General features: G+C 58.6%; 16 protein-coding genes. 15 read left to right on the top strand and 1 reads right to left on the bottom strand.

Going from position 1 to position 19,007, the window contains the following annotated elements:
* Positions 1-189 precede the first annotated feature (189 nt).
* The 6 genes from BCM02_RS07560 to BCM02_RS07535 all read left to right on the top strand — a co-directional run bounded on the left by BCM02_RS07560 (position 190) and on the right by BCM02_RS07535 (position 6,710).
* The gene (locus BCM02_RS07560; protein WP_148928445.1) at positions 190-837 is read left to right on the top strand and encodes an RsfA family transcriptional regulator; all 648 of its coding nucleotides are present in this window, start codon (positions 190-192) and stop codon (positions 835-837) included.
* A gap of 138 nt (positions 838-975) precedes the next feature.
* Complete coding sequence (locus BCM02_RS07555) at positions 976-1,926, top strand: ketopantoate reductase family protein (RefSeq protein ID WP_148928444.1); 951 nt, start codon at positions 976-978, stop codon at positions 1,924-1,926.
* 29 nt (positions 1,927-1,955) lie between these two features.
* On the top strand, positions 1,956-2,351 hold the full coding sequence (locus BCM02_RS07550; RefSeq protein ID WP_148928443.1) for a DUF3397 domain-containing protein: 396 nt from the start codon (positions 1,956-1,958) through the stop codon (positions 2,349-2,351).
* A gap of 139 nt (positions 2,352-2,490) precedes the next feature.
* On the top strand, positions 2,491-4,134 hold the full coding sequence (gene bshC / locus BCM02_RS07545) for a bacillithiol biosynthesis cysteine-adding enzyme BshC (RefSeq protein WP_148928442.1): 1,644 nt from the start codon (positions 2,491-2,493) through the stop codon (positions 4,132-4,134).
* Between the two features lie 23 nt (positions 4,135-4,157).
* Positions 4,158-5,432: an adenosylhomocysteinase gene (locus tag BCM02_RS07540; RefSeq protein ID WP_187434060.1), complete on the top strand. Its 1,275-nt coding sequence runs from the start codon at positions 4,158-4,160 to the stop codon at positions 5,430-5,432.
* A gap of 201 nt (positions 5,433-5,633) precedes the next feature.
* A complete protein-coding gene (locus tag BCM02_RS07535; protein WP_187434059.1) occupies positions 5,634-6,710 on the top strand; it encodes a DUF4349 domain-containing protein in 1,077 nt (358 codons plus the stop codon).
* Between the two features lie 38 nt (positions 6,711-6,748).
* Here the strand turns inward: BCM02_RS07535 and BCM02_RS07530 are convergent, their stop codons facing one another.
* Entirely contained in the window at positions 6,749-7,063 is a 315-nt protein-coding gene (locus tag BCM02_RS07530; RefSeq protein ID WP_148928439.1) for a hypothetical protein, read from the bottom strand.
* Between the two features lie 226 nt (positions 7,064-7,289).
* Here BCM02_RS07530 and mraZ point away from each other — a divergent pair, with 226 nt between their 5' ends.
* The 9 genes from mraZ to murD all read left to right on the top strand — a co-directional run bounded on the left by mraZ (position 7,290) and on the right by murD (position 18,992).
* Positions 7,290-7,727, top strand: coding sequence for a division/cell wall cluster transcriptional repressor MraZ (gene mraZ, locus BCM02_RS07525; RefSeq protein ID WP_148928438.1), 438 nt, complete (start codon positions 7,290-7,292; stop codon positions 7,725-7,727).
* Between the two features lie 60 nt (positions 7,728-7,787).
* Positions 7,788-8,720 (top strand): 16S rRNA (cytosine(1402)-N(4))-methyltransferase RsmH, encoded by a 933-nt coding sequence (gene rsmH, locus BCM02_RS07520; protein WP_148928437.1) that lies wholly within the window; start codon positions 7,788-7,790, stop codon positions 8,718-8,720.
* A 63-nt stretch (positions 8,721-8,783) separates the two neighbouring features.
* On the top strand, positions 8,784-9,173 hold the full coding sequence (locus BCM02_RS07515) for a cell division initiation protein (RefSeq protein WP_148928436.1): 390 nt from the start codon (positions 8,784-8,786) through the stop codon (positions 9,171-9,173).
* 8 nt (positions 9,174-9,181) lie between these two features.
* Positions 9,182-11,410: a penicillin-binding transpeptidase domain-containing protein gene (locus tag BCM02_RS07510; protein WP_148928435.1), complete on the top strand. Its 2,229-nt coding sequence runs from the start codon at positions 9,182-9,184 to the stop codon at positions 11,408-11,410.
* Positions 11,411-11,506: 96 nt separating this feature from the next.
* A complete protein-coding gene (locus BCM02_RS07505; RefSeq protein WP_148928434.1) occupies positions 11,507-13,435 on the top strand; it encodes a stage V sporulation protein D in 1,929 nt (642 codons plus the stop codon).
* Between the two features lie 135 nt (positions 13,436-13,570).
* A complete protein-coding gene (locus tag BCM02_RS07500; protein WP_148928433.1) occupies positions 13,571-15,055 on the top strand; it encodes a UDP-N-acetylmuramoyl-L-alanyl-D-glutamate--2,6-diaminopimelate ligase in 1,485 nt (494 codons plus the stop codon).
* Positions 15,055-16,455, top strand: coding sequence for a UDP-N-acetylmuramoyl-tripeptide--D-alanyl-D-alanine ligase (locus BCM02_RS07495; protein ID WP_148928432.1), 1,401 nt, complete (start codon positions 15,055-15,057; stop codon positions 16,453-16,455). Before BCM02_RS07500 ends, BCM02_RS07495 begins: the two co-directional genes overlap by 1 nt.
* A gap of 17 nt (positions 16,456-16,472) precedes the next feature.
* Positions 16,473-17,429 carry a phospho-N-acetylmuramoyl-pentapeptide-transferase gene (gene mraY / locus BCM02_RS07490; RefSeq protein ID WP_148928431.1) on the top strand — a complete coding sequence of 319 codons (957 nt, stop codon included), beginning with the start codon at positions 16,473-16,475 and terminating at the stop codon, positions 17,427-17,429.
* Between the two features lie 126 nt (positions 17,430-17,555).
* Positions 17,556-18,992 carry a UDP-N-acetylmuramoyl-L-alanine--D-glutamate ligase gene (murD, locus tag BCM02_RS07485; RefSeq protein ID WP_148928430.1) on the top strand — a complete coding sequence of 479 codons (1,437 nt, stop codon included), beginning with the start codon at positions 17,556-17,558 and terminating at the stop codon, positions 18,990-18,992.
* The last annotated feature ends 15 nt before the right edge of the window (positions 18,993-19,007 follow it).

Below are 19,007 nucleotides of genomic sequence, written 5' to 3'. Positions count from 1 at the left end.
ATTTTTTGGCTGGTTTTGGATGCATCCATCGTCCTAGATCAAGTTTGCGCTAGCCAGAATGAAAATATGTATGAGCCCTCAAAAAAATGGATATACAAATTAGTATCCGATAGATTCTATGAACTCTACCAAGGGCATAGTGATAAGTAAGCGATAAGTAAGCGCCTAACGTTAGGAGGTTTTCATTGCATGACAGCAGTCAGACAAGATGCGTGGAGCCCGGATGATGACCTCATTCTCGCCGAGGTGACATTGCGGCATATTCGCGAGGGAAGCACCCAGCTGGCCGCGTTCGAGGAGGTCGGCGAACGGATCGGCCGGACGTCCGCGGCATGCGGGTTTCGGTGGAACAGCTGTGTCCGCAAGCGGTACGACGATGCGATCCAAATCGCGAAACAGCAGCGCCAGAAGCGCAATTATTTGAAGAAGCAGACATTCGTCGCGACTTCGCATGTTTCGTCGGTCGGCACGGCCGAGACGGAAGAGAGGTCTTATAAGCATGATCCTGTTACAGAAGAATCGTTATCCGTCGATTCCGTTATCCGCTTCCTTCGCCAGTGGAAAACGACATACCAGGAGCTTAACCGGCAAATCAAGTCGCTCGAACGCGATTTGAGGGACCGCGAGGAAGAGTTATATTTACTGCGGGAACAGAACGAGAAGCTCTCGCACGAAGTGAACAACGTGCAGACCGATTACCGGGCCGTGAACGACGATTACAAAACGCTCATTCAAATTATGGACCGGGCTAGACGGCTGACCGTTCTGAACGAAGAGGACGAAACGAAGCCGCGTTTCAAAATGGATGCGAACGGCAATCTGGAACGCATCGAGTAACCGGGCAATGCCCGCTCATAGGATGTCCCGACGCCTCTTCTTGAAGGCGAACGGGACATTTTTATTTTTGCCGCGGCGGAGGATTTGTTACGATAGAGAGGAGCGGTCGGACACGGCGAGTTTAAAGGAGTGATCAAGGTGCGGATTTTTATCGTAGGCGCGGGATCGCTCGGCATGATGTACGGGCTGAGGCTGGCAAGGGGGGGCGCTAGAATCACGTTCGTGACAAGGAGCGTCGAACAGGCGAGCTTGATCGCCGGGAAGGGCGGAAAGCTGGTCGAGGATGGCGAGGAGTTTGTCGTCGTCGCGAAAGCCGTCTCCATGTCCGATGGCATGGCCCTTGCGGAGGACGAGCTTCCGGGAGCCGGAGATTGGATTTGGATAACTGTAAAGCAGGCGCACTTGACCGACGAGCTGCTGGCCTCTGTATCATCATTAAGCGCGCGTGGCGCTGCGGTATTGTGTTTGCAAAACGGCATTGGTCACCTGCCCCGAATCGCGGCCGCGCTACCGGCCGGCACGCTTATCGTGCCGGCGATTTCGACCGAAGGCGCGCTGCGAGAATCCCCCGACATAGTTCGCTATACCGGACGAGGCACGCTAATGTTCGGTCCGCTGCGGCCGGGCAAGACAAACGCGGAAGAAGAGGAAATAACGCAAAAAATGTTAGTAAGTGTACTCGAGGAGGCAGGAATTACCGCTGAACTGTCGAATCAAATGGAGAATCGCATCTATGAGAAGCTTCTCATAAATGCCGTCATTAATCCGCTTACCGCGATTTTTGGCGTCAAGAACGGCGAACTGCCGCTTCATCCGTCGCGCTTGCGGCTGATGTCGGCATTGTTCATGGAAAGCAGGGCGATACTCGCTCGTTCCGGCTTGAACGAGGAGTACGGTTCGTGGGAGAAAGTGCTCGCCGTATGCGAGGCGACGGCGGCGAACGAATCCTCCATGCTGCGGGACGTGCAATCGGGACGAGCGACCGAGATCGATTGGATCAACGGGGGAATCGCGGGTCTTGCCCGCGAAGCGGGGATTCCTTCGCCGCTTAACGATGCCGTCGCCGCCATGGTGAGGGCGCTTCACTAAATGACCATCCGCGAGAGGGGCAGTCTGTCGTGCAGTGGATTTGGGAGAGCATCAAACATGTCTATGCGGTATTGGCGGTCGTGCCGATCGTCCCGTTTTTGCTCGTTTATTTCGGGTTCGGCGCCTTCACGGGCGACCGCAATCGGGCTTTTCGAACCGCGATGGATGTCACCACGATACTCCTGATCGGCTGCGTGGCCGTGCTGTTCAACGTGATTTTCAGAAGCAGCTTCGGATTATACGGCATTTTGCTCGTGCTTCTGCTAGGCGGAGGACTGCTGGGCAACGTGCAATATCGCAAGCGCGGCGCGGTCGACGTCAAGCGAATCGCGCGCGCGATCTGGCGCCTCGGTTTCTTCGTGATGGGCGTATTCTATGTCCTGCTTATGTGCATCGGCATCGGCAAAAGCGTATTCGCGATCTAGCCGCTATGGACTCATATATCGAAGCGCGACAATCGGTTCTCTTGGCGGGACCGATTGCTTGTCGTTTTGACGCTCCGGTTGTTGCCGTGTAAAATGAGAAAAATGGCTAAGGCGATCTGAAAGAAGGTTGACATTATATATGGAACTCGAATCATTCCCTCTGCCTTCGAATCAACCGCTGGCGGAGGCTTATTGCCTGCAATCCGACTCCCGTATCGCGGGTTTGTTCGGCGGACATCCTTCGGATGAAGGGGTTTGGCAAGCGCGCAGCGCATACTTGCGCGAGCAACGGGACAGTCGCGTCCCCGCCGAGTCGCTGGCGCGCGTGCTCTTGGACTACAATCGGCGGTTCGGAAGCGAAGGAACCGTTGCGCAGAGTATCGAGTCGATTGCGCAAGGGGCATCGGTCATTGTCGGCGGCCAGCAGGCTGGCCTATGGACTGGCCCGCTGCTCGTCATTCATAAGGCCGTCACGATCATTCAAGCAGCCAAACATGCCGAAGCGCGAGTCGGCCAACCGGTCGTGCCGGTATTCTGGATCGCCGGAGAAGACCACGATTGGGAAGAAGCCAATCATGCATACATACAAGCGGATGCGCCTCGCAAAATCGCGATCGCCCATCCGGGCGGCGCGAAGACGTCCGTCAGCCGGACGAAACTTACGGCAGCGGAGATGAAGGCTGCGCTGCAAGAGCTTGCAGCCGTGTTGCCCGACACGCCGAACAAGCAGCCGATGCTTGCCATGCTGCAAGCAACCGCGGACGGATCGGCGACGTTGACGGACTGGTTCGCGCACGTGCTGACGCATCTGTTCGGCGAGCATGGGCTCGTCCTGTTGGATGCCGACGACCCGGCGCTTCGAAAGCTGGAATCGGACATGTTCCGAACGCTGATCGAACGGGGCGGAGAACTCGAAGGCGCGTATCGTCAAGCAGGCGCGGCGATAAGGTCGCTGGGCTACAAGGTACAGGCGGAATCGGCGGAAGGCTGCGCGAATTTATTTCTGTTTCACGGGAATCCGGCAGACGGCGGCCAAGAGAGAACGCTGCTCTACCGGCGTGAAGGCGAGTTTGCGAATCGGCGCGGCACGGTGCGCTTGACTGCTGACGAGCTGATCGGTATAGCGGAACAAGCGCCGGAGAGGCTAAGCAACAACGTGCTGACGCGTCCGCTCATGCAAGATTACGTCCTGCCCGTGCTGGCGACGGTGCTCGGGCAAGGCGAGATCGCGTATTGGGCGCAGACGTCCGAGTCGTTCCGGCTGCTTGGCATGGAGATGCCGATCATCGTGCCGCGGATGTCCTTCACGCTTGTCGAACCTCACCTCCCGAAGCAGATGGACAAATACAGCCTTGGTTTTAACGAAGTCATCGAACGGTATGCCGCGAAACGGCAGGCTTGGCTGGACGAGCGGGAAGAGTGGGCGATCGGCGAGAAGTTCGGCAAGACCAGAGCGCAATTCGAAGAGCTGTATGCGCCGTTAATCGAGCTTGTCTCGTCCTTGGAGCCTGGGCTTGGCCGGTTAGGCGATACGAACCGTGAGCGCATTTTGCGGGAGATCGCGTATTTGGAGCAGCGGGCGAAGGATGCGCATGAAAGACGGTTCGATGCCGCCCTGCGGCAGATGGACCGCGTCGCGCATTCGCTCTGGCCGGGCGGCAAGCCGCAAGAACGCGTGCTGAACGCGATGCAATTGTACAATCAATACGGAGTCGATTGGATCAAGCGGCTGCTCGAAGCGCCGTTCGAACCGGACGGCAGACACCGTCTCGTCTATCTCTGATCGAAGTCACATCGGCATATATAATGAGGAGGAATGGAATCGTGAGTGCAAGAGACAACAGCATTGTCGCCAATATGGCGTTAGCGCACGAAGGGCATCTGAAAATCGATTGGGCGTCGGCCCACATGCCGGTGTTGAACCGGATCCGCGCGCAGTTCGAGAAGGAGCAGCCGTTCAAAGGGCTGAAAGTCTCGATCTGCCTGCACTTGGAGGCCAAGACGGCTTATTTGGCCAAAGTCGTGCAAGCGGGCGGCGCGGAAGTGACGATTACGGGCAGCAACCCGCTGTCGACCCAGGACGATGTCTGCGCGGCTCTGGTGGAGGACGGGATTACCGTCTTCGCGAAGTACAACCCGGACCCCGAGGAGTTCAAGTCGCTCATCGTGCGGGCGCTCGAATCGAAACCCGATCTCATCATCGATGACGGCGGCGATTTCGCGACGATTCTCCATGGGGAGCGTCAAGACCTGCTGCCTCAAATCCGCGGCGGCGCGGAGGAGACGACGACCGGCATTACGCGGTTGAAGGCGCTGGAGAAGGAAGGCACGCTCAAGCTCCCTATGGTGGCGGTTAATGACGCCTACTGCAAATATTTATTCGACAACCGTTACGGCACGGGCCAATCCGCGTTCGACGGCATTATGCGCACGACCAACCTGATCATCGCGGGCAAAAACGTCGTCGTCGTCGGCTACGGCTGGTGCGGCAAAGGCGTGGCGATGCGCGCCAGAGGTCTCGGGGCGAACGTCATCGTCACCGAGGTGGACGCGATCAAAGCGGTCGAAGCGCATATGGACGGGTTCACCGTGCTGCCGATGATGGAAGCGGCCAAAGTCGGCGAGCTGTTCATTACGGTCACCGGCGTGAAGGATGTCATTCGCGGCGAGCATTACGACGTGATGCGCAGCGGCGCGATCCTATGCAACGCCGGTCATTTTGACGTCGAGTGCAACAAGCCGGAGCTGGCGGCGCGCGCGGTGGAGAAGCGCACGGTGCGCAAGAACATCGAAGAATATCGTCTGGAGGACGGACGGAGCATCTATCTGCTGGCGGAAGGCCGCCTGGTCAATCTGGCCGCGGGCGACGGACACCCGGCGGAAATCATGGATACGACGTTCGCGCTTCAAGCGCTGTCGCTCAAGTACGTGAACGACAATTATCAATCGATCGGCGCCAAAGTCATCAACGTGCCGTACGAACTGGATGATCAAGTCGCCCGGTACAAGCTCGAATCGCTGGGCATTTCGATCGATACGCTGACGGACGAACAGAAGAAATACCAGGAGAGCTGGACATAAAACGCCGGCTTGTTCCATGCAAGGCTGCCTGCGGGCGGTGTGTTCCCAACGAGGGAACATGCTGCTTGCAGGCAGCTTTTTTATTTGCATCTTTTTCGCTCGAATTGTAACATTTCCCAGTCGCTGGCGTCTATGATGTTGATGGCCATTAGAAAAATAAGGGGTGCTTATCGGATGCGGCAAAGAAAGTGGCTTACGGCAATGAGTTGCGCGGGTTTGCTCTTGATGCTCTTGGCATTGGCGAGCGGGTGCAGCAGCGCGGACAACTCGGATAGCGGAGGCGGCACGAATCAGAAGGCCGCAAACTCGCTGATGTATTCCGAGGAAAGCGTTGCATTGGAAAGGGCTGCCGATTCGGATGGAGGCGCGGATCAGGCGGCTGCGTCGGAAGGTGCGCCGGCAAGCGCTGGTTCATCCGCTAGCAAAGCTGATGGCACTGATGGTCAGACGGGATCGCCGCTCGGCGCGATCGCCGACCCGGATGGCTTCAATCGGAAAATCGTTTACAGAGGCAGCGTCTCCATGGAAGTCGAGGATTACGCGGCGACCCAGCGTTCGGTCAGCGGCGCGATTACGGCCTCGGGCGGCTACATTTTGCAATTTACCGATCAGCAGACGTCCACTGAACTTGGCGGTACTTATACGATCAAAGTGCCGGCGAACGGCTTCATGTCATTCTTGGCCGGGATGGAGAAGCTGCCGCATCTCGCGTTCGAGAAGAGCATGCAGGGCACGGACGTGACGGAGGAATACGTCGATCTGGAATCGCGGCTGAAGGCTAGAGGCGTCGTCGAAGCGAGATTGCTGGCGTTCATGGAGAAGGCCGAATCCGCGACGGCGCTGCTTCAATTCTCGAAGGAGCTCGGCGAGGTGCAAACGGAGATCGAACGGATTAAAGGGCGGATGCGGTATTTGGATCAAAACGTCGCGTATTCCACGATCGAACTGCGCATCTATCAGAAGTCGGCCGTGCCGATCCAGGCGCAAACGGAAGAAAAGAGTTTCGGGGCCAAAATTAGCGGCGCATGGAGCGGCAGTTTGTCGTTTCTCGCGGAAGCCGCGCAGGTGATCGTCATCGCCTTGACAGCGCTGCTGCCGGTTGCCGTCGTATTGGCGGTCATTGCCGTTCCGGCTTATGTGGTCTATCGGAGAAAGAGACGCCACGCCAAGCAGCAACCGCGCGAGGAAGGGATTCCTGCTTCGGCAGCTTTGCAGGACGATCCCGCGGAGTCTTCGCAATCAGCAGCCGAGCTAGACCGAGATAGATTGGACGACTAAGTAAACGCGGCAAAAATAACAAGAGCCGGATCGCGCCTTCATACGAGGGTGGGCGATACCGGCTCTTTATGTTGGAGGCAGCAGGACAGCGCCAGCGAGCAGCGGATCGCTTCCTCGCGGGCCATGCGTCTTCTCTCTTCTTCGCTCGTCCGAACGAATCGGGGCTGCCGGTACAGCGCGAGCAGCGCTTCTTCGCTGGCCGCCGCGGCGGCCGTCTCGTTGCCGAGCAAATAATGGGCGATTTCGTAGCACAGCTGCTCGACCGGACGGAGCAGCTCGATTCGTTTGCAGGCAGCCTCTTCGTTCGGCGCGGAGAATTCCCCGCCGGAGGCGCCGATCATTACGTTGTTCATCCTGGTTCTCTCTTCTCCTTTTCTAGCGTCAGGTTCTAGCTTACACGAAAGAAGCGTCCAAAAGGTTTCAAAACCGTAACAAAGTTTTTACACGTTTAAGTACATAAAATATTTTTAAAATGATTTCTTACAAGCAGGAATTGCTAAAGGGGTGGCGAATAGAACAAACCAAGTGGTGAAAAGTGGTGGCAAGTGGAGGCTTTGGGGGAAGGAGTGGAGCGGCCGCATGTTTATGGGGGAGTATCAGCACAGCATCGACGATAAGGGCCGACTCATCATTCCCGCCAAATTCCGCGAAGGGCTCGGGGAACGTTTCGTCGTCACCCGAGGTTTGGACAACTGTTTGTTCGTTTATCCGATGAGCGAGTGGGGATTGCTGGAGCAGAAGCTGAAGTCGCTGCCGCTCATGAAATCCGATGCCCGCGCGTTCTCGCGCTTCTTCTTTTCGGGGGCGACGGAATGCGAGCTGGACAAACAGGGAAGGGTAAATTTACCGAACATATTATGCGAATACGCCAAGCTGGACAAGGAGTGCGTCGTGCTGGGCGTATCGAATCGGGTGGAAGTGTGGAGCAAGCCGATTTGGGAAGGCTACTTCCAACAGTCGGAAGAGACGTTCAACGAAATCGCCGAGAAGCTGGTCGATTTCGATTTTAATTTTTAGGAGGCGGCCGCCGGGTGACCGGATCGGCAGGCCGATCCTTAGAGCCGGGAGGGCTGCAGCTTGTTTCAACATATAACGGTGCTCAAGGAAGAGGCGGTCGATGGCCTCGCCATTAAGCAGGACGGCATTTACGTCGATTGCACGCTCGGAGGGGCGGGACATAGCGAATTGATTGCGTCGCGTCTAGGTCCGCAAGGGCGATTGATCGCGTTCGACCAAGATGATTGGGCGCATGATAACGCGCGCGTAAGGCTCGCGCCCTATATGGACCGGGTAACGCTCGTGCGAAGGAACTTCCGGTACTTGGAAGAGGAACTAGGGAAGCTCGGCATCGACGGCGTCGACGGCGTATTGTTCGATCTGGGCGTCTCCAGCCCGCAGCTGGATGAAGCAGATCGGGGATTCAGCTACAACCATGACGCGCCTCTCGACATGCGGATGGATCAGCATGGGATGCTGACCGCCGAGATGATCGTGAACGAATGGGAGGAGCGGGAGATTTCGCGGATCATCGCCGATTACGGCGAAGAGAAGTTCGCCCGCCAGATCGCGCGCAAAATCGTGAACGCCCGGGCGGAGAAGCCGATCGAGACGACCGGCGAGCTGGTCGAGCTCATTAAGTCCGGCATTCCGGCCGCGGCGAGAAGAACGGGACCGCATCCGGCCAAGCGCACGTTCCAGGCGCTGCGCATCGCGGTGAACGACGAGCTCGGCGCGGAGGAGACGGCGCTGGAACAGACGGTGCGCGTGCTCAATTCGGGCGGCCGCGCATCGGTCATTACGTTTCACTCGCTGGAGGACCGGATTTGCAAGCAGCTGTTCGCCAAGTATGTCGAACGCTGTACGTGTCCGCCGGATTTTCCGATGTGCGTCTGCGGCGGGACCGGCCAATTGAAGCTGGTCAACCGCAAACCGATTTCGCCTAGCGAGGAGGAATTGGAGTTGAACCCGCGCTCTCGTTCCGCAAAGCTTCGCGTTGCCGAGAAACTATAACGAATCTTATTTTAACCATACTATGAATCAACCATTAAAGCTTAATTTAGGAGGGGACACGAATTGGCTTATACGAATGGCAACCTGGCGCTTCAGCCCAAACGCAAACCGGAGCAGCTGCCGTCTTACCGGGAGAAGAAGACGAAAGTCACGAAGCGCAAGCCGTTGCCAACGCGGGACAAGCTGATCATCCTCATGACGATCGTGCTTGTCTTCTCTACGCTAGCTTTTATTAATTACCGGTATAATCAAATCTATGCGATGAACTACAAGGCTAAGGAAGCGACGAGGGCGCTTGGCAAGCTCGAAGTGGAAATCGGCGAGCTGCGCAAAGTCGTCGAGACCGAGAGCAGTCCGGAGAGAATCGCCCAGAAGGCCAAGGAGCAAGGCATGATTCCATCGCCCGGCAATGACATTATCGTGGACAACTCGGCAGCCGGAACGAAAGAATAGGTGAGCTTATGACAAAGCGAATCAAATTACGGACGTTATTGGTCGGAGGGGTAATTACCCTCCTTTTTGCTGTCCTGTTCTCGAAGATCTACTGGGTGCAAGTGGTCGAAGCCGACTTCTGGTCCGACAAGGCGCGCCAAGTATGGTCGAGCTCGCAGACGCTCAAGGCGGTGCGCGGCACGATCACCGACCGCGACGGCACCGTATTGGCCATGGATTCGGCCGCTTATATCGTGGCGGTCAACCCGGAGGTCATACATAAGCTTGGCACCGAGGATTTCGTGGTCAGCAAGCTCCATTTGATTCTGGGCAAGCCGGAATCGGAGCTGCGCGAGATTATTGCGGCCAAGAAGGAAGACGGCGAATATTTTACCCAGCGCGAGGTTCGGCCGGAAGGGTTCAAGATCGACAAGGCCACCCATGATCGGGTCGTAGCCTTGACCGAAGAGCTGAAGAAAATGAAGCCGAAAGCGAACGACGTCGGCATTTATTTGCTGCCGGAGACGAAGCGCTATTATCCGAAAGACACGTCGGCCGCGCACGTGCTCGGCTATATCAACAAGGACGGCAAGGCGGTTGGCGGCATCGAGTCATATTTGAACAAAGAATTAAGCGGCACGGAAGGCAAGATCAAATACGAGCGTGACGGCAACGGCATCATTCTCGAGGACGGCACCGTCGAGTTCGTACCGTCGAAGGACGGCAGCAACGTGAAGCTGACGATCGATGCCGACATTCAGCATTATGTGGAGGAAGCGATCCAAGAAGTATACGACAAATACCAGCCGCACAGCATATCGGCCATCGCGGCCGATCCGCAGACGATGGAAATTTTGGGCATGGCGAATTTGCCGAGCTACAACCCGAACGAATATTGGAAGTCGTCGCAGGCCGGCTTTTTCAACCCTATCGTGCAGTCCCAATACGAGCCGGGATCGACGTTCAAGATCGTCACGCTGTCCGGCGCGGTAGAGGAAGGTTACTTCAATCCGAACGCCGAATACATGTCAGGTTCGATCAAGGTCAGCGGTAAAATTATTAACGATATTAAGCGCGGAGGCTGGGGCGAAATTTCCTATTTGGAAGGCTTGAAGAAGTCCTCCAACGTTGCGTTCGTCAAGCTTGGCTATGAGATGCTGAAGACCGACAAACTGCTGCAGTATATCCAGGACTTCGGCTTCGGCGTCAAGACCGGCATCGAGCTGCCGGGCGAGATTAAAGGGGACGTCTCCATCGACCGCAACATCCCGCGCGACGTGGCGACCGTAACGTTCGGACAGAACGTCGCCGTCAGCCCGATACAGCAGGTGGCCGCGATCGCGGCGGCGGCTAACGGCGGGCGTCTGCTCGAGCCTCATATCGTGAAGGAAATCGAAGATCCGGCGACGAACAAGACGGTCGTCAAAGAGCCGAAAGTGATCCGCCAGGTCATCTCCAAAGAAGCTTCGAAGAAGGTCAGCGAGTATTTGGAACAGGTCGTCTCCGACGGTACCGGCAAGAACGCCTATATTCCTGGCTATCGGGTGGCGGGCAAAACCGGTACGGCGCAGAAGGTCGTGAACGGCAAATATTCCGAAGACGAATTCGTCGTGTCCTTCATCGGCTACGCGCCGGCGGACAATCCGAAGATCATCGTCTACGTCGTCGTGGACAGCCCGAACGACAAGGAATTAGGCGGCGGCGCGGTCGCAGCGCCCGTGTTTAAGAACATCGTGCAGAACAGCCTTCGCCATATGGGCGTGGCCCCAAAGCTGCCCGATACGGACGAGGAGACCGGCGCAAACCAGAAGGACCCGATGGTCAGCGTGCCCGACTTGAACGGCAGTTCGCTGGAACAGGCGAAGTCGAAGCTGGATTCAAGAGCGCTGAAAGCCGAGATTGTCGGCAAAGGCAAAACCGTCAAGCAGCAAATCCCGGCCTCGGGCACGAAGCTCACGCTCAATCAGACGGTATACTTGCTGACGGAAGAACGTTCCGAGTTGGCGGTTCCGAATATGAGGGGCAGTTCCTTGCGCGAAGCGCTCGAGATCTGTTCGCTGCTCGGCATTCAGGCCGTCGCGGAGGGCCAAGGATTCGTGACCGACCAGACGCTGGCGAAGTTGAACGGGAAGCGGGTTCTCAAATTAACGCTGGCACCGCCGGATACGGAAGAATCCGCGGAAGGCGACCAGAGCGGAGAAGCGGGAGAAGAAGCACCCGAAGATGCTTCGGAGGCAAAAGCGGAGAGCGGTAGGTAGGCTTGTTCTAACCGTCACACGCTCCGAATAGGCTTGGATTAGGATAAGCATTGACTGCTGCCTGATTTTGTACAGCCGATCGGAGGGGAGTTACGGTTGAAAGTTTCGAATGTCACGGTCCGCAGGCGGTTGTTTGTCGCGCTGATCATATCCATATTGGCTTTCTCGGCGCTCATTGCAAGGTTAAGCTACGTTCAGTTGGTGAAAGGCGAGGAGCTGGCGGCCAAGGCGGAGGAATCGTGGCGGCGCGAAATTCCGTTCACCGCCAAGCGCGGCGAAATTTGGGACCGAAACGGCGTCAGGCTTGCGTACAATATAAGCTCGCCGACGATTATGGCGCTGCCGGTGCAGATCAAGGATGCGAAGGGAACGGCGGCCAAGTTGGCGGGCGTGCTCGGCATGACGCAGGAGAAGGTCTACGCGCTGCTCAAGAAGAAGGCGATGATCGTCAATATTCAACCTGGCGGCCGCCAGATCTCGACGGAGAAGGCGCAGCTAATCAAGAACATGAACTTGGACGGCATCGTCGTGGCGGAAGACAACAAACGGCATTATCCGTATGAAGATTTGGCCTCTCACATTTTGGGCATCGTCGGCTATGACGGCGGATTGACCGGCGTTGAAGCCAAGTACAACAAATATTTGGCCGGCATGAACGGCCACGTGGCGTTCTTGTCGGACGCGGCGGGGCGGACGATGCCTGGCTCTTCGGATACGTACGAGAAGCCGAAGGACGGGCTCAACATGGAGCTGACCATCGACAAGCATATCCAGACAATTATGGAACGCGAGCTAGACCAGGCGATGGTCAAGACGCAGGCCGACAATATTATCGCGATCGCGATGGATCCGGACAACGGCGAAATTCTCGGCATGGCGAGCCGCCCGGCGTTCGAGCCCGACAAGTTCCGGGACGTGGACGCATCGGTCTATAACCGGATTTTGCCGATTTGGAAAACGTACGAGCCCGGTTCGACCTTCAAGATTATTACGCTCGCGGCGGCGCTCGAGGAGGGGAAGGTCGACCTGAAGAAGGAGACTTTCTTCGACAAGGGCGCGGTCATGGTCGGCGGCGCGCGGCTTCGCTGCTGGAAGCGGGGCGGGCACGGCAGCCAGACGTTCTTGGAAGTCGTGCAGAATTCTTGCAACCCGGGGTTCGTCGAGCTCGGCAACCGGTTAGGCAAGGACACGCTATTCCAATACATTCGGGATTTTGGCTTCGGCAAGAAAACCGGCATCGATTTGGGCGGCGAAGAGAACGGTATTATGTTCAAATTAAACCAGGTCGGGCCGGTGGAGCTGGCAACGACCGCGTTCGGTCAGGGCGTCTCGGTCACGCCGATCCAGCAGATCACGGCCGTGTCGGCGGCGATTAACGGCGGCACGCTATACAAGCCGCATGTGGCGAAGGCGTGGATCAATCCCGAGACGGGCGAGACGGTCGAGACCGTCAAGCCGGAAGCGGTACGCAAAGTCATTTCCGAGCAGACGAGCGCGCAAGTGCGCGAAGCGCTCGAGAGCGTCGTCGCCCTTGGCTCCGGCCGCAACGCGTTCCTTGACGGCTATCGCGTCGGCGGCAAGACGGGGACCGCCCAGAAGGTCGTGAACGGCCGTTATTCGCCGAACGAGCACATCGTATCGTTCGTCGGTTTCGCGCCGGCGGACGATCCGGAGATCGTGGTGTACGTCGCGGTCGACAATCCGCAGGGCATCCAGTTCGGCGGCGTGGTTGCCGCGCCGATCGTGCACAACATTTTGGAAGACGTGCTTCCTTACATGGGCGTGAAGTCGCGTACGGAGCAAATTCCGAAGACGTACAAGTATGGCGATTTGACGCCGCCGATCGTCACCGTGCCGAATCTGGTCGGCAAGACGGTCAGCGAGATTTACGAAGACTTGAACATGAACTTCACGCTCGCCTCGGCGGGAACGGGCAATACGGTCATTCGGCAGGCGCCCGCCGCGGGGACGCGCGTGGAACAAGGCTCGACGATCCGGATATATTTGGCACAAGACGGGGACTAAAGGATTGAATCCGAATTAGCGTATAATGGTAACGAACAATAGCAAGGAACAGGAGCAGCCGCGCGGCGCCCGGCCGCTTTCCCGCAGGAAGGCCGCCGGGCGCCCGGCTCATCCAAGCTTAGGAGGAAACGCAGCATGAAATTGGAACAATTGGCGGGCTTGCTTCGGATGGCAAGGCTGACCGGCGGCGTCGATATCGACATTATGGACATCCAGACCGATTCCCGCGCGGTGAAGGCGGGCGATCTCTTCATCTGTCTGCCCGGCCACACGCAGGATGGCCATCTATATGCGCCGCAGGCGGTGGAGAAGGGAGCGGCGGCGCTCGTCGTAGAGCGGCGGCTCGAACTGGCCGTGCCGCAATTGATCGTGAAGAGCGCGCGGCTTGCGATGGCGGTGCTGGCCGACGCGTTCTTCGGACGGCCGAGCCAATCGGTCAAGCTGATCGGCATTACCGGCACGAACGGCAAGACGACGACGACGTATTTGATCGAACGGATCCTGCAGGACGCCGGGCATGCGCCTGGCGTCATCGGCACCGTGGAGCGGCGGTTCGCCGGACAATCCCACCCGATGGCGCGCACGACGCCGGAAGCGCTGGAGCTCCAGCGCTATTTGGCCGAGATGCGGGATGCCGGCACGGATTACTGCGCGATGGAAGTGTCGTCCCATGCGCTGGAGCAGGGCCGCGTCAAGGGCTGCAGATTCCGCACCGCGGTGTTCACGAACCTGACCCAGGATCACCTCGACTACCATGAGTCGATGGAACGCTACGCGCAAGCTAAGGGGCTGTTGTTCAGCAGACTGGGCAACGAATACGGCGCGGAAGAAGGCGAACGCGCGTACGCGGTGCTCAATGCCGACGACGCGGCATCCGAGACGTTCGCGAAGATGACGGCCGCGGAAGTCATTACATACGGCGTCGACGCGCCTGCCGACGTGCGGGCGTCCGACATCCGCATCACGGCGCACGGTACGTCCTTTCGTGTAGATACGTTCCAAGGGTCGATCGATATCACGCTGAAGATGGCCGGCAAGTTCAACGTGTACAACGCGCTCGCGGCGATCGCGGCCGCGCTGCTCGAGAACGTCGAGCTTGCGCAAATCCAAGCCAGTCTCGAAGCGCTGCCGGGCGTTCCCGGACGAGTCGAAGCGGTGCAGGCTGGCCAGCCGTTCGCCGTCATCGTCGACTATGCGCATACGCCGGACGGCTTGGAGAACGTGCTGAAGGCGGTGAAGGAATTCGCCGTAGGCAAAGTGATTTGCGTATTCGGCTGCGGCGGCGACCGCGACCGGACGAAGCGGCCGATCATGGGCCGGATTTCGGCGCGCTACGCGGACTATTCCTTCGTCACTTCGGATAATCCGAGAACGGAAGATCCTCAGCGGATTTTGGCCGATATCGAAGCGGGTTTGCAAGCCGATTCCGTGTCAACCGAGCGCTACGAGCTCGTCGAAGACCGCCGCGCGGCGATCCAAAAAGCGGTTGAAATGGCCAGCCCCGACGATGTAGTATTGATTGCGGGGAAAGGCCATGAAACCTACCAAACAATCGGCAGCGTCAATTACGACTTTGACGATAGGGAAGTGGCCAAAGAAGCGATAAGGAGTCTTGCGTAGTGATAAAACGAACGTTAGCCGATATAGCGGCCATGAGCGGCGGAACGCTGCGCCATGAGAGCGGCCAAGGCGAGGAGATCGCCGGCGTGACCACGGATTCCCGCAAGGTCGGCGCAGGGCAGTTGTTCGTGCCGCTTGCCGGCGAGAATTTCGACGGGCATGATTATGTCCGCGGCGCGCTGTCCGCAGGGGCGAGTGCCGCTTTCTGGCAGGTAGCAAGACCGGTGCCGGCCGAGCTTGAGGATGCGGCGCTCGTGCTGGTCGAGGATACGCTGGGAGCGCTGCAGCGCCTCGCATCCGCCTACCGCGAGCAGTTGAGCGTGCGGGTCGTGGGCGTGACGGGCAGCAACGGCAAAACGACGACCAAAGATATGATCGCGGCCGTGCTCGCGAGCACGTTCCGGGTACATAAGACGGCCGGCAACTATAACAACCATATCGGCTTGCCGCTGACGGTACTCGCAATGGACGAGGACGTGGAAGCAGCGGTGCTCGAGATGGGGATGAGCGGATTCGGCGAGATCGAGCTGCTCACACGCATCGGCCGGCCGGACGTGGCCATCATTACGAACATCGGGGACGCCCACTTGCTTCAGCTAGGATCCCGCGAGGGCATCGCGAAGGCCAAGCTCGAGATCGCGGCGGGCATTCGAGAAGGCGGCTTGCTTCTGTTCAACGGCGACGAGCCGCTGCTTCACGCGGGAGCGGCGTCCTTGCCGGCATCCATCGAGAAGGAGACGTTCGGACTCGGCCAGACGAACGATTGGCGGGCGGACGGCGTACAGGTGGAAGCCGTCACATCCGCGTTCGATGTTGCCGGCAAGAACGGCGTGAACATCCAAGGCATTACGATCCCGGTGCCGGGCCGGCACAACGTATCGAACGCGCTGGCGGCTATCGCCGCCGGCCTTCATCTTGGCGTGCCCGCCGAGCGGATTGCGGACAGTTTAGCGGCATTGTCGCTAACGGGCATGCGAATCGAGCCGGTGCGCGCCTATAACAACGCGCTTGTGCTTAGCGACGCATACAATGCGAACCCGACGGCGGTACGCGCTGCTATCGATCTGGTTGCCCAACTGTCCGGGTACCGCCGGAAGTGGCTCGTGCTTGGCGACATGCTCGAGCTTGGACCGGAAGAAGAGGCGCTGCATGCCGGCATCGGCGACTACGTCACGGCGGCCAAGGCCGACCGGGTGCTGACGTTCGGCCCGTTATCGAAACACACGGCAGCGGCCGCTTCGCGCAACCTCGGGCAGGACGGCGCCGTGCGCGCGTTCGAATCGAAGGACGAACTGATCGGATGGCTGCTCGATAGGCTTGCGCCGGAAGATCTCGTACTAGTGAAAGGGTCGCGCGGCATGCGCATGGAAGTAGTCGTACATGCGCTGCAGCGCGGATAAGAGGTGAGAATCAAGTCATGGACATCAAGGTCATTCTACTGTCAATCGGCGCTTCATTCTTGCTTGCGGTTCTGCTCGGACCTTTGTTCATCCCGTTGCTGAGAAGAATGAAGTTCGGCCAGCAAATCCGGACGGACGGTCCCCAGAGCCACTTGAAGAAGAAAGGGACGCCGACGATGGGCGGCATCATCATCATGCTGGCCGTTCTGCTTGCTTTCCTGAAGTTTTCCGACAAAACCGCGGAGTTCTGGGTGCTGCTCGTCTCTTCGCTCGGCTTCGGGCTCGTCGGTTTTCTCGACGATTATATCAAGATCGTGTTCAAACGCTCGCTCGGCCTAACCGCGCTGCAGAAACTGATCGGACAGCTTGTATTCGCCATCATCGTATGCGTCCTGCTGATCCAGATGCACCACAGCACGGCGGTCTCGATCCCGGGGACCGATACGATGATCGAGCTGGGCTGGCTGTATTACGTGCTCGTCGTCATCATGCTGTTCGGCACGACGAACGCCGTTAACTTCACGGACGGCGTCGACGGATTGCTGGCCGGCACCGGCGCGGTGGCGTTCGGCGCCTTCACGCTGCTGGCGATGCATGCGAGCGAGCACGAGTCGGCCGTGTTCTCGGCGGCGATGATCGGCGGTCTTCTCGGTTTTCTCGTCTTTAACGCGCACCCGGCGAAAGTGTTCATGGGAGACACCGGCTCCCTCGGCATCGGGGGCGGCATGGCGGCCGTGGCCATTTTGACCAAAACCGAGTTTCTGCTCGTCATTATCGGCGGCGTGTTCGTCGTCGAGATGCTGTCGGTCATCCTGCAGGTCGGCTCGTTCAAGCTGCGCGGCAAGCGGATTTTCAAAATGAGCCCTATCCATCATCATTTCGAGCTTTCGGGCTGGAACGAATGGCGGGTCGTGACGACGTTCTGGGCGGTCGGCATCGTGCTGGCGCTTATCGGCGTCTTGCTCGGCAGATAAGGGGTTAAGCTGTTTCGCGAAGAGGCGCGGCGGGTGAATAGGTAAAGGAGTCTGTCCTTTACGTCCCGGGGCCTCTTTGCTTTTACGTATCAGAGATAAATTATGTCGAAGAGTTGGGGGTACATCATGGAACATCCTTCCGCGTACAAAGGCCGGCGCGTCGTCGTGCTGGGTTTGGCCAAGAGCGGCGTCAGCGTCGCCAAGCTTTTTCATAAATTAGGCGCAATTGTCACGGTCAACGATCAAAAGGAACGCCAATTATGCCCCGAAGCGGACGAGCTGGACGCTTTGGGTGTTTCTGTTCTATGCGGGGGACATCCGGGCGACCTGATCACGGCGGAGACGGCGCTCGTCGTGAAAAATCCGGGCATCCCGTACACCGCGCCGCCCGTCAAGCAGGCGCTCGCCCTCGGGCTTGACGTCGTGACTGAGGTGGAGGTCGCTTATTTACTCTCATCCGCGCAGCTGATCGGCATAACCGGCTCGAACGGAAAAACAACGACGACGACGTGGATCGGCGACATGCTGGAGGCGTGCGACATGAACGCGATCGTCGCGGGCAACATCGGGACGCCGCTTAGCGAGGTCGCGTTGTCCGCGCGGCCGGACGACTGGATCGTCGCCGAGCTGAGCTCGTTCCAGCTGAAGGGCACGCAGGCGTTCCGCCCGCACGTCGCGGTGCTGCTCAACGTCTCCGAGACGCATTTGGACTACCACGGCGACATGGACGACTACGTGGCTTCCAAAGCGAAGCTGTTCGCGAACCAGACCTTCAAGGACACGGCGGTGTTGAACGCCGACGACCCGGTATGCCGGCAATTGATGGCGAGCGGCACGCTTCGCGCGCGCGTGCTTCCGTTCTCGGTCACGCAACGTCTGGATTACGGCGTGTTCGTCGATCCGCCGTTCCCGTCCGAGCTGGCCGATTCGGCTGGCGACGAGAAGCGAGTCATTCGCTATGTCGACCAAACCGGCGGAGACCAAACGATTATCAATGTCGAAGAGCTCGGCATTCCGGGCAGGCATAACGCGGCCAACGCGGTAGCCGCCGTCGCGGCGTGCATCGCGGCCGGCGCGGAGCCGGATCTGCTGGCATCCCCGCTGCGCGGCTTCCGCGGCGTCGAGCACCGGCTCGAATTCGTGACGGAGAAGAACGGCGTGAAGTTCTACAATAACTCCAAGGCAACCAACGCGGCGGCGACGATCATCTCCCTGCATTCTTTCCCGGGAAATATCGTGCTGATCGCGGGCGGACTCGACCGCGGCTCGGACTATGCGGAGTTGGTGCCGCATTTGCAGACGCAGGTGAAGGGCGTCGTCGCGCTTGGAGAGACGAGGGGCAAAATCGCGCAAGCCGCGGAGCTCGCGGGTTTATCGGCAGTCAAAATCGTCGAACCTGATGAGGACGCCGAAGCCACGCTGCGCTTTGCGGTGCGCGAGGCCGCCTCCATGGCGCAGCCCGGGGATATCGTGCTGCTTTCCCCGGCCTGCGCCAGCTGGGATATGTTTCAATCTTACGAGATCCGGGGGCGCATTTTTAAACAAACGGCGCATACGTTGTAAGTAGGGGGCTTGTCC

Source organism: Paenibacillus methanolicus (assembly GCF_008124765.1).
Classification (GTDB): Bacteria; Bacillota; Bacilli; order Paenibacillales; family Paenibacillaceae; genus Paenibacillus_Z; species Paenibacillus_Z methanolicus.
Note: the sequence above shows the minus strand (reverse complement) of the source record. Positions and strands in the feature narration are given on the sequence as shown.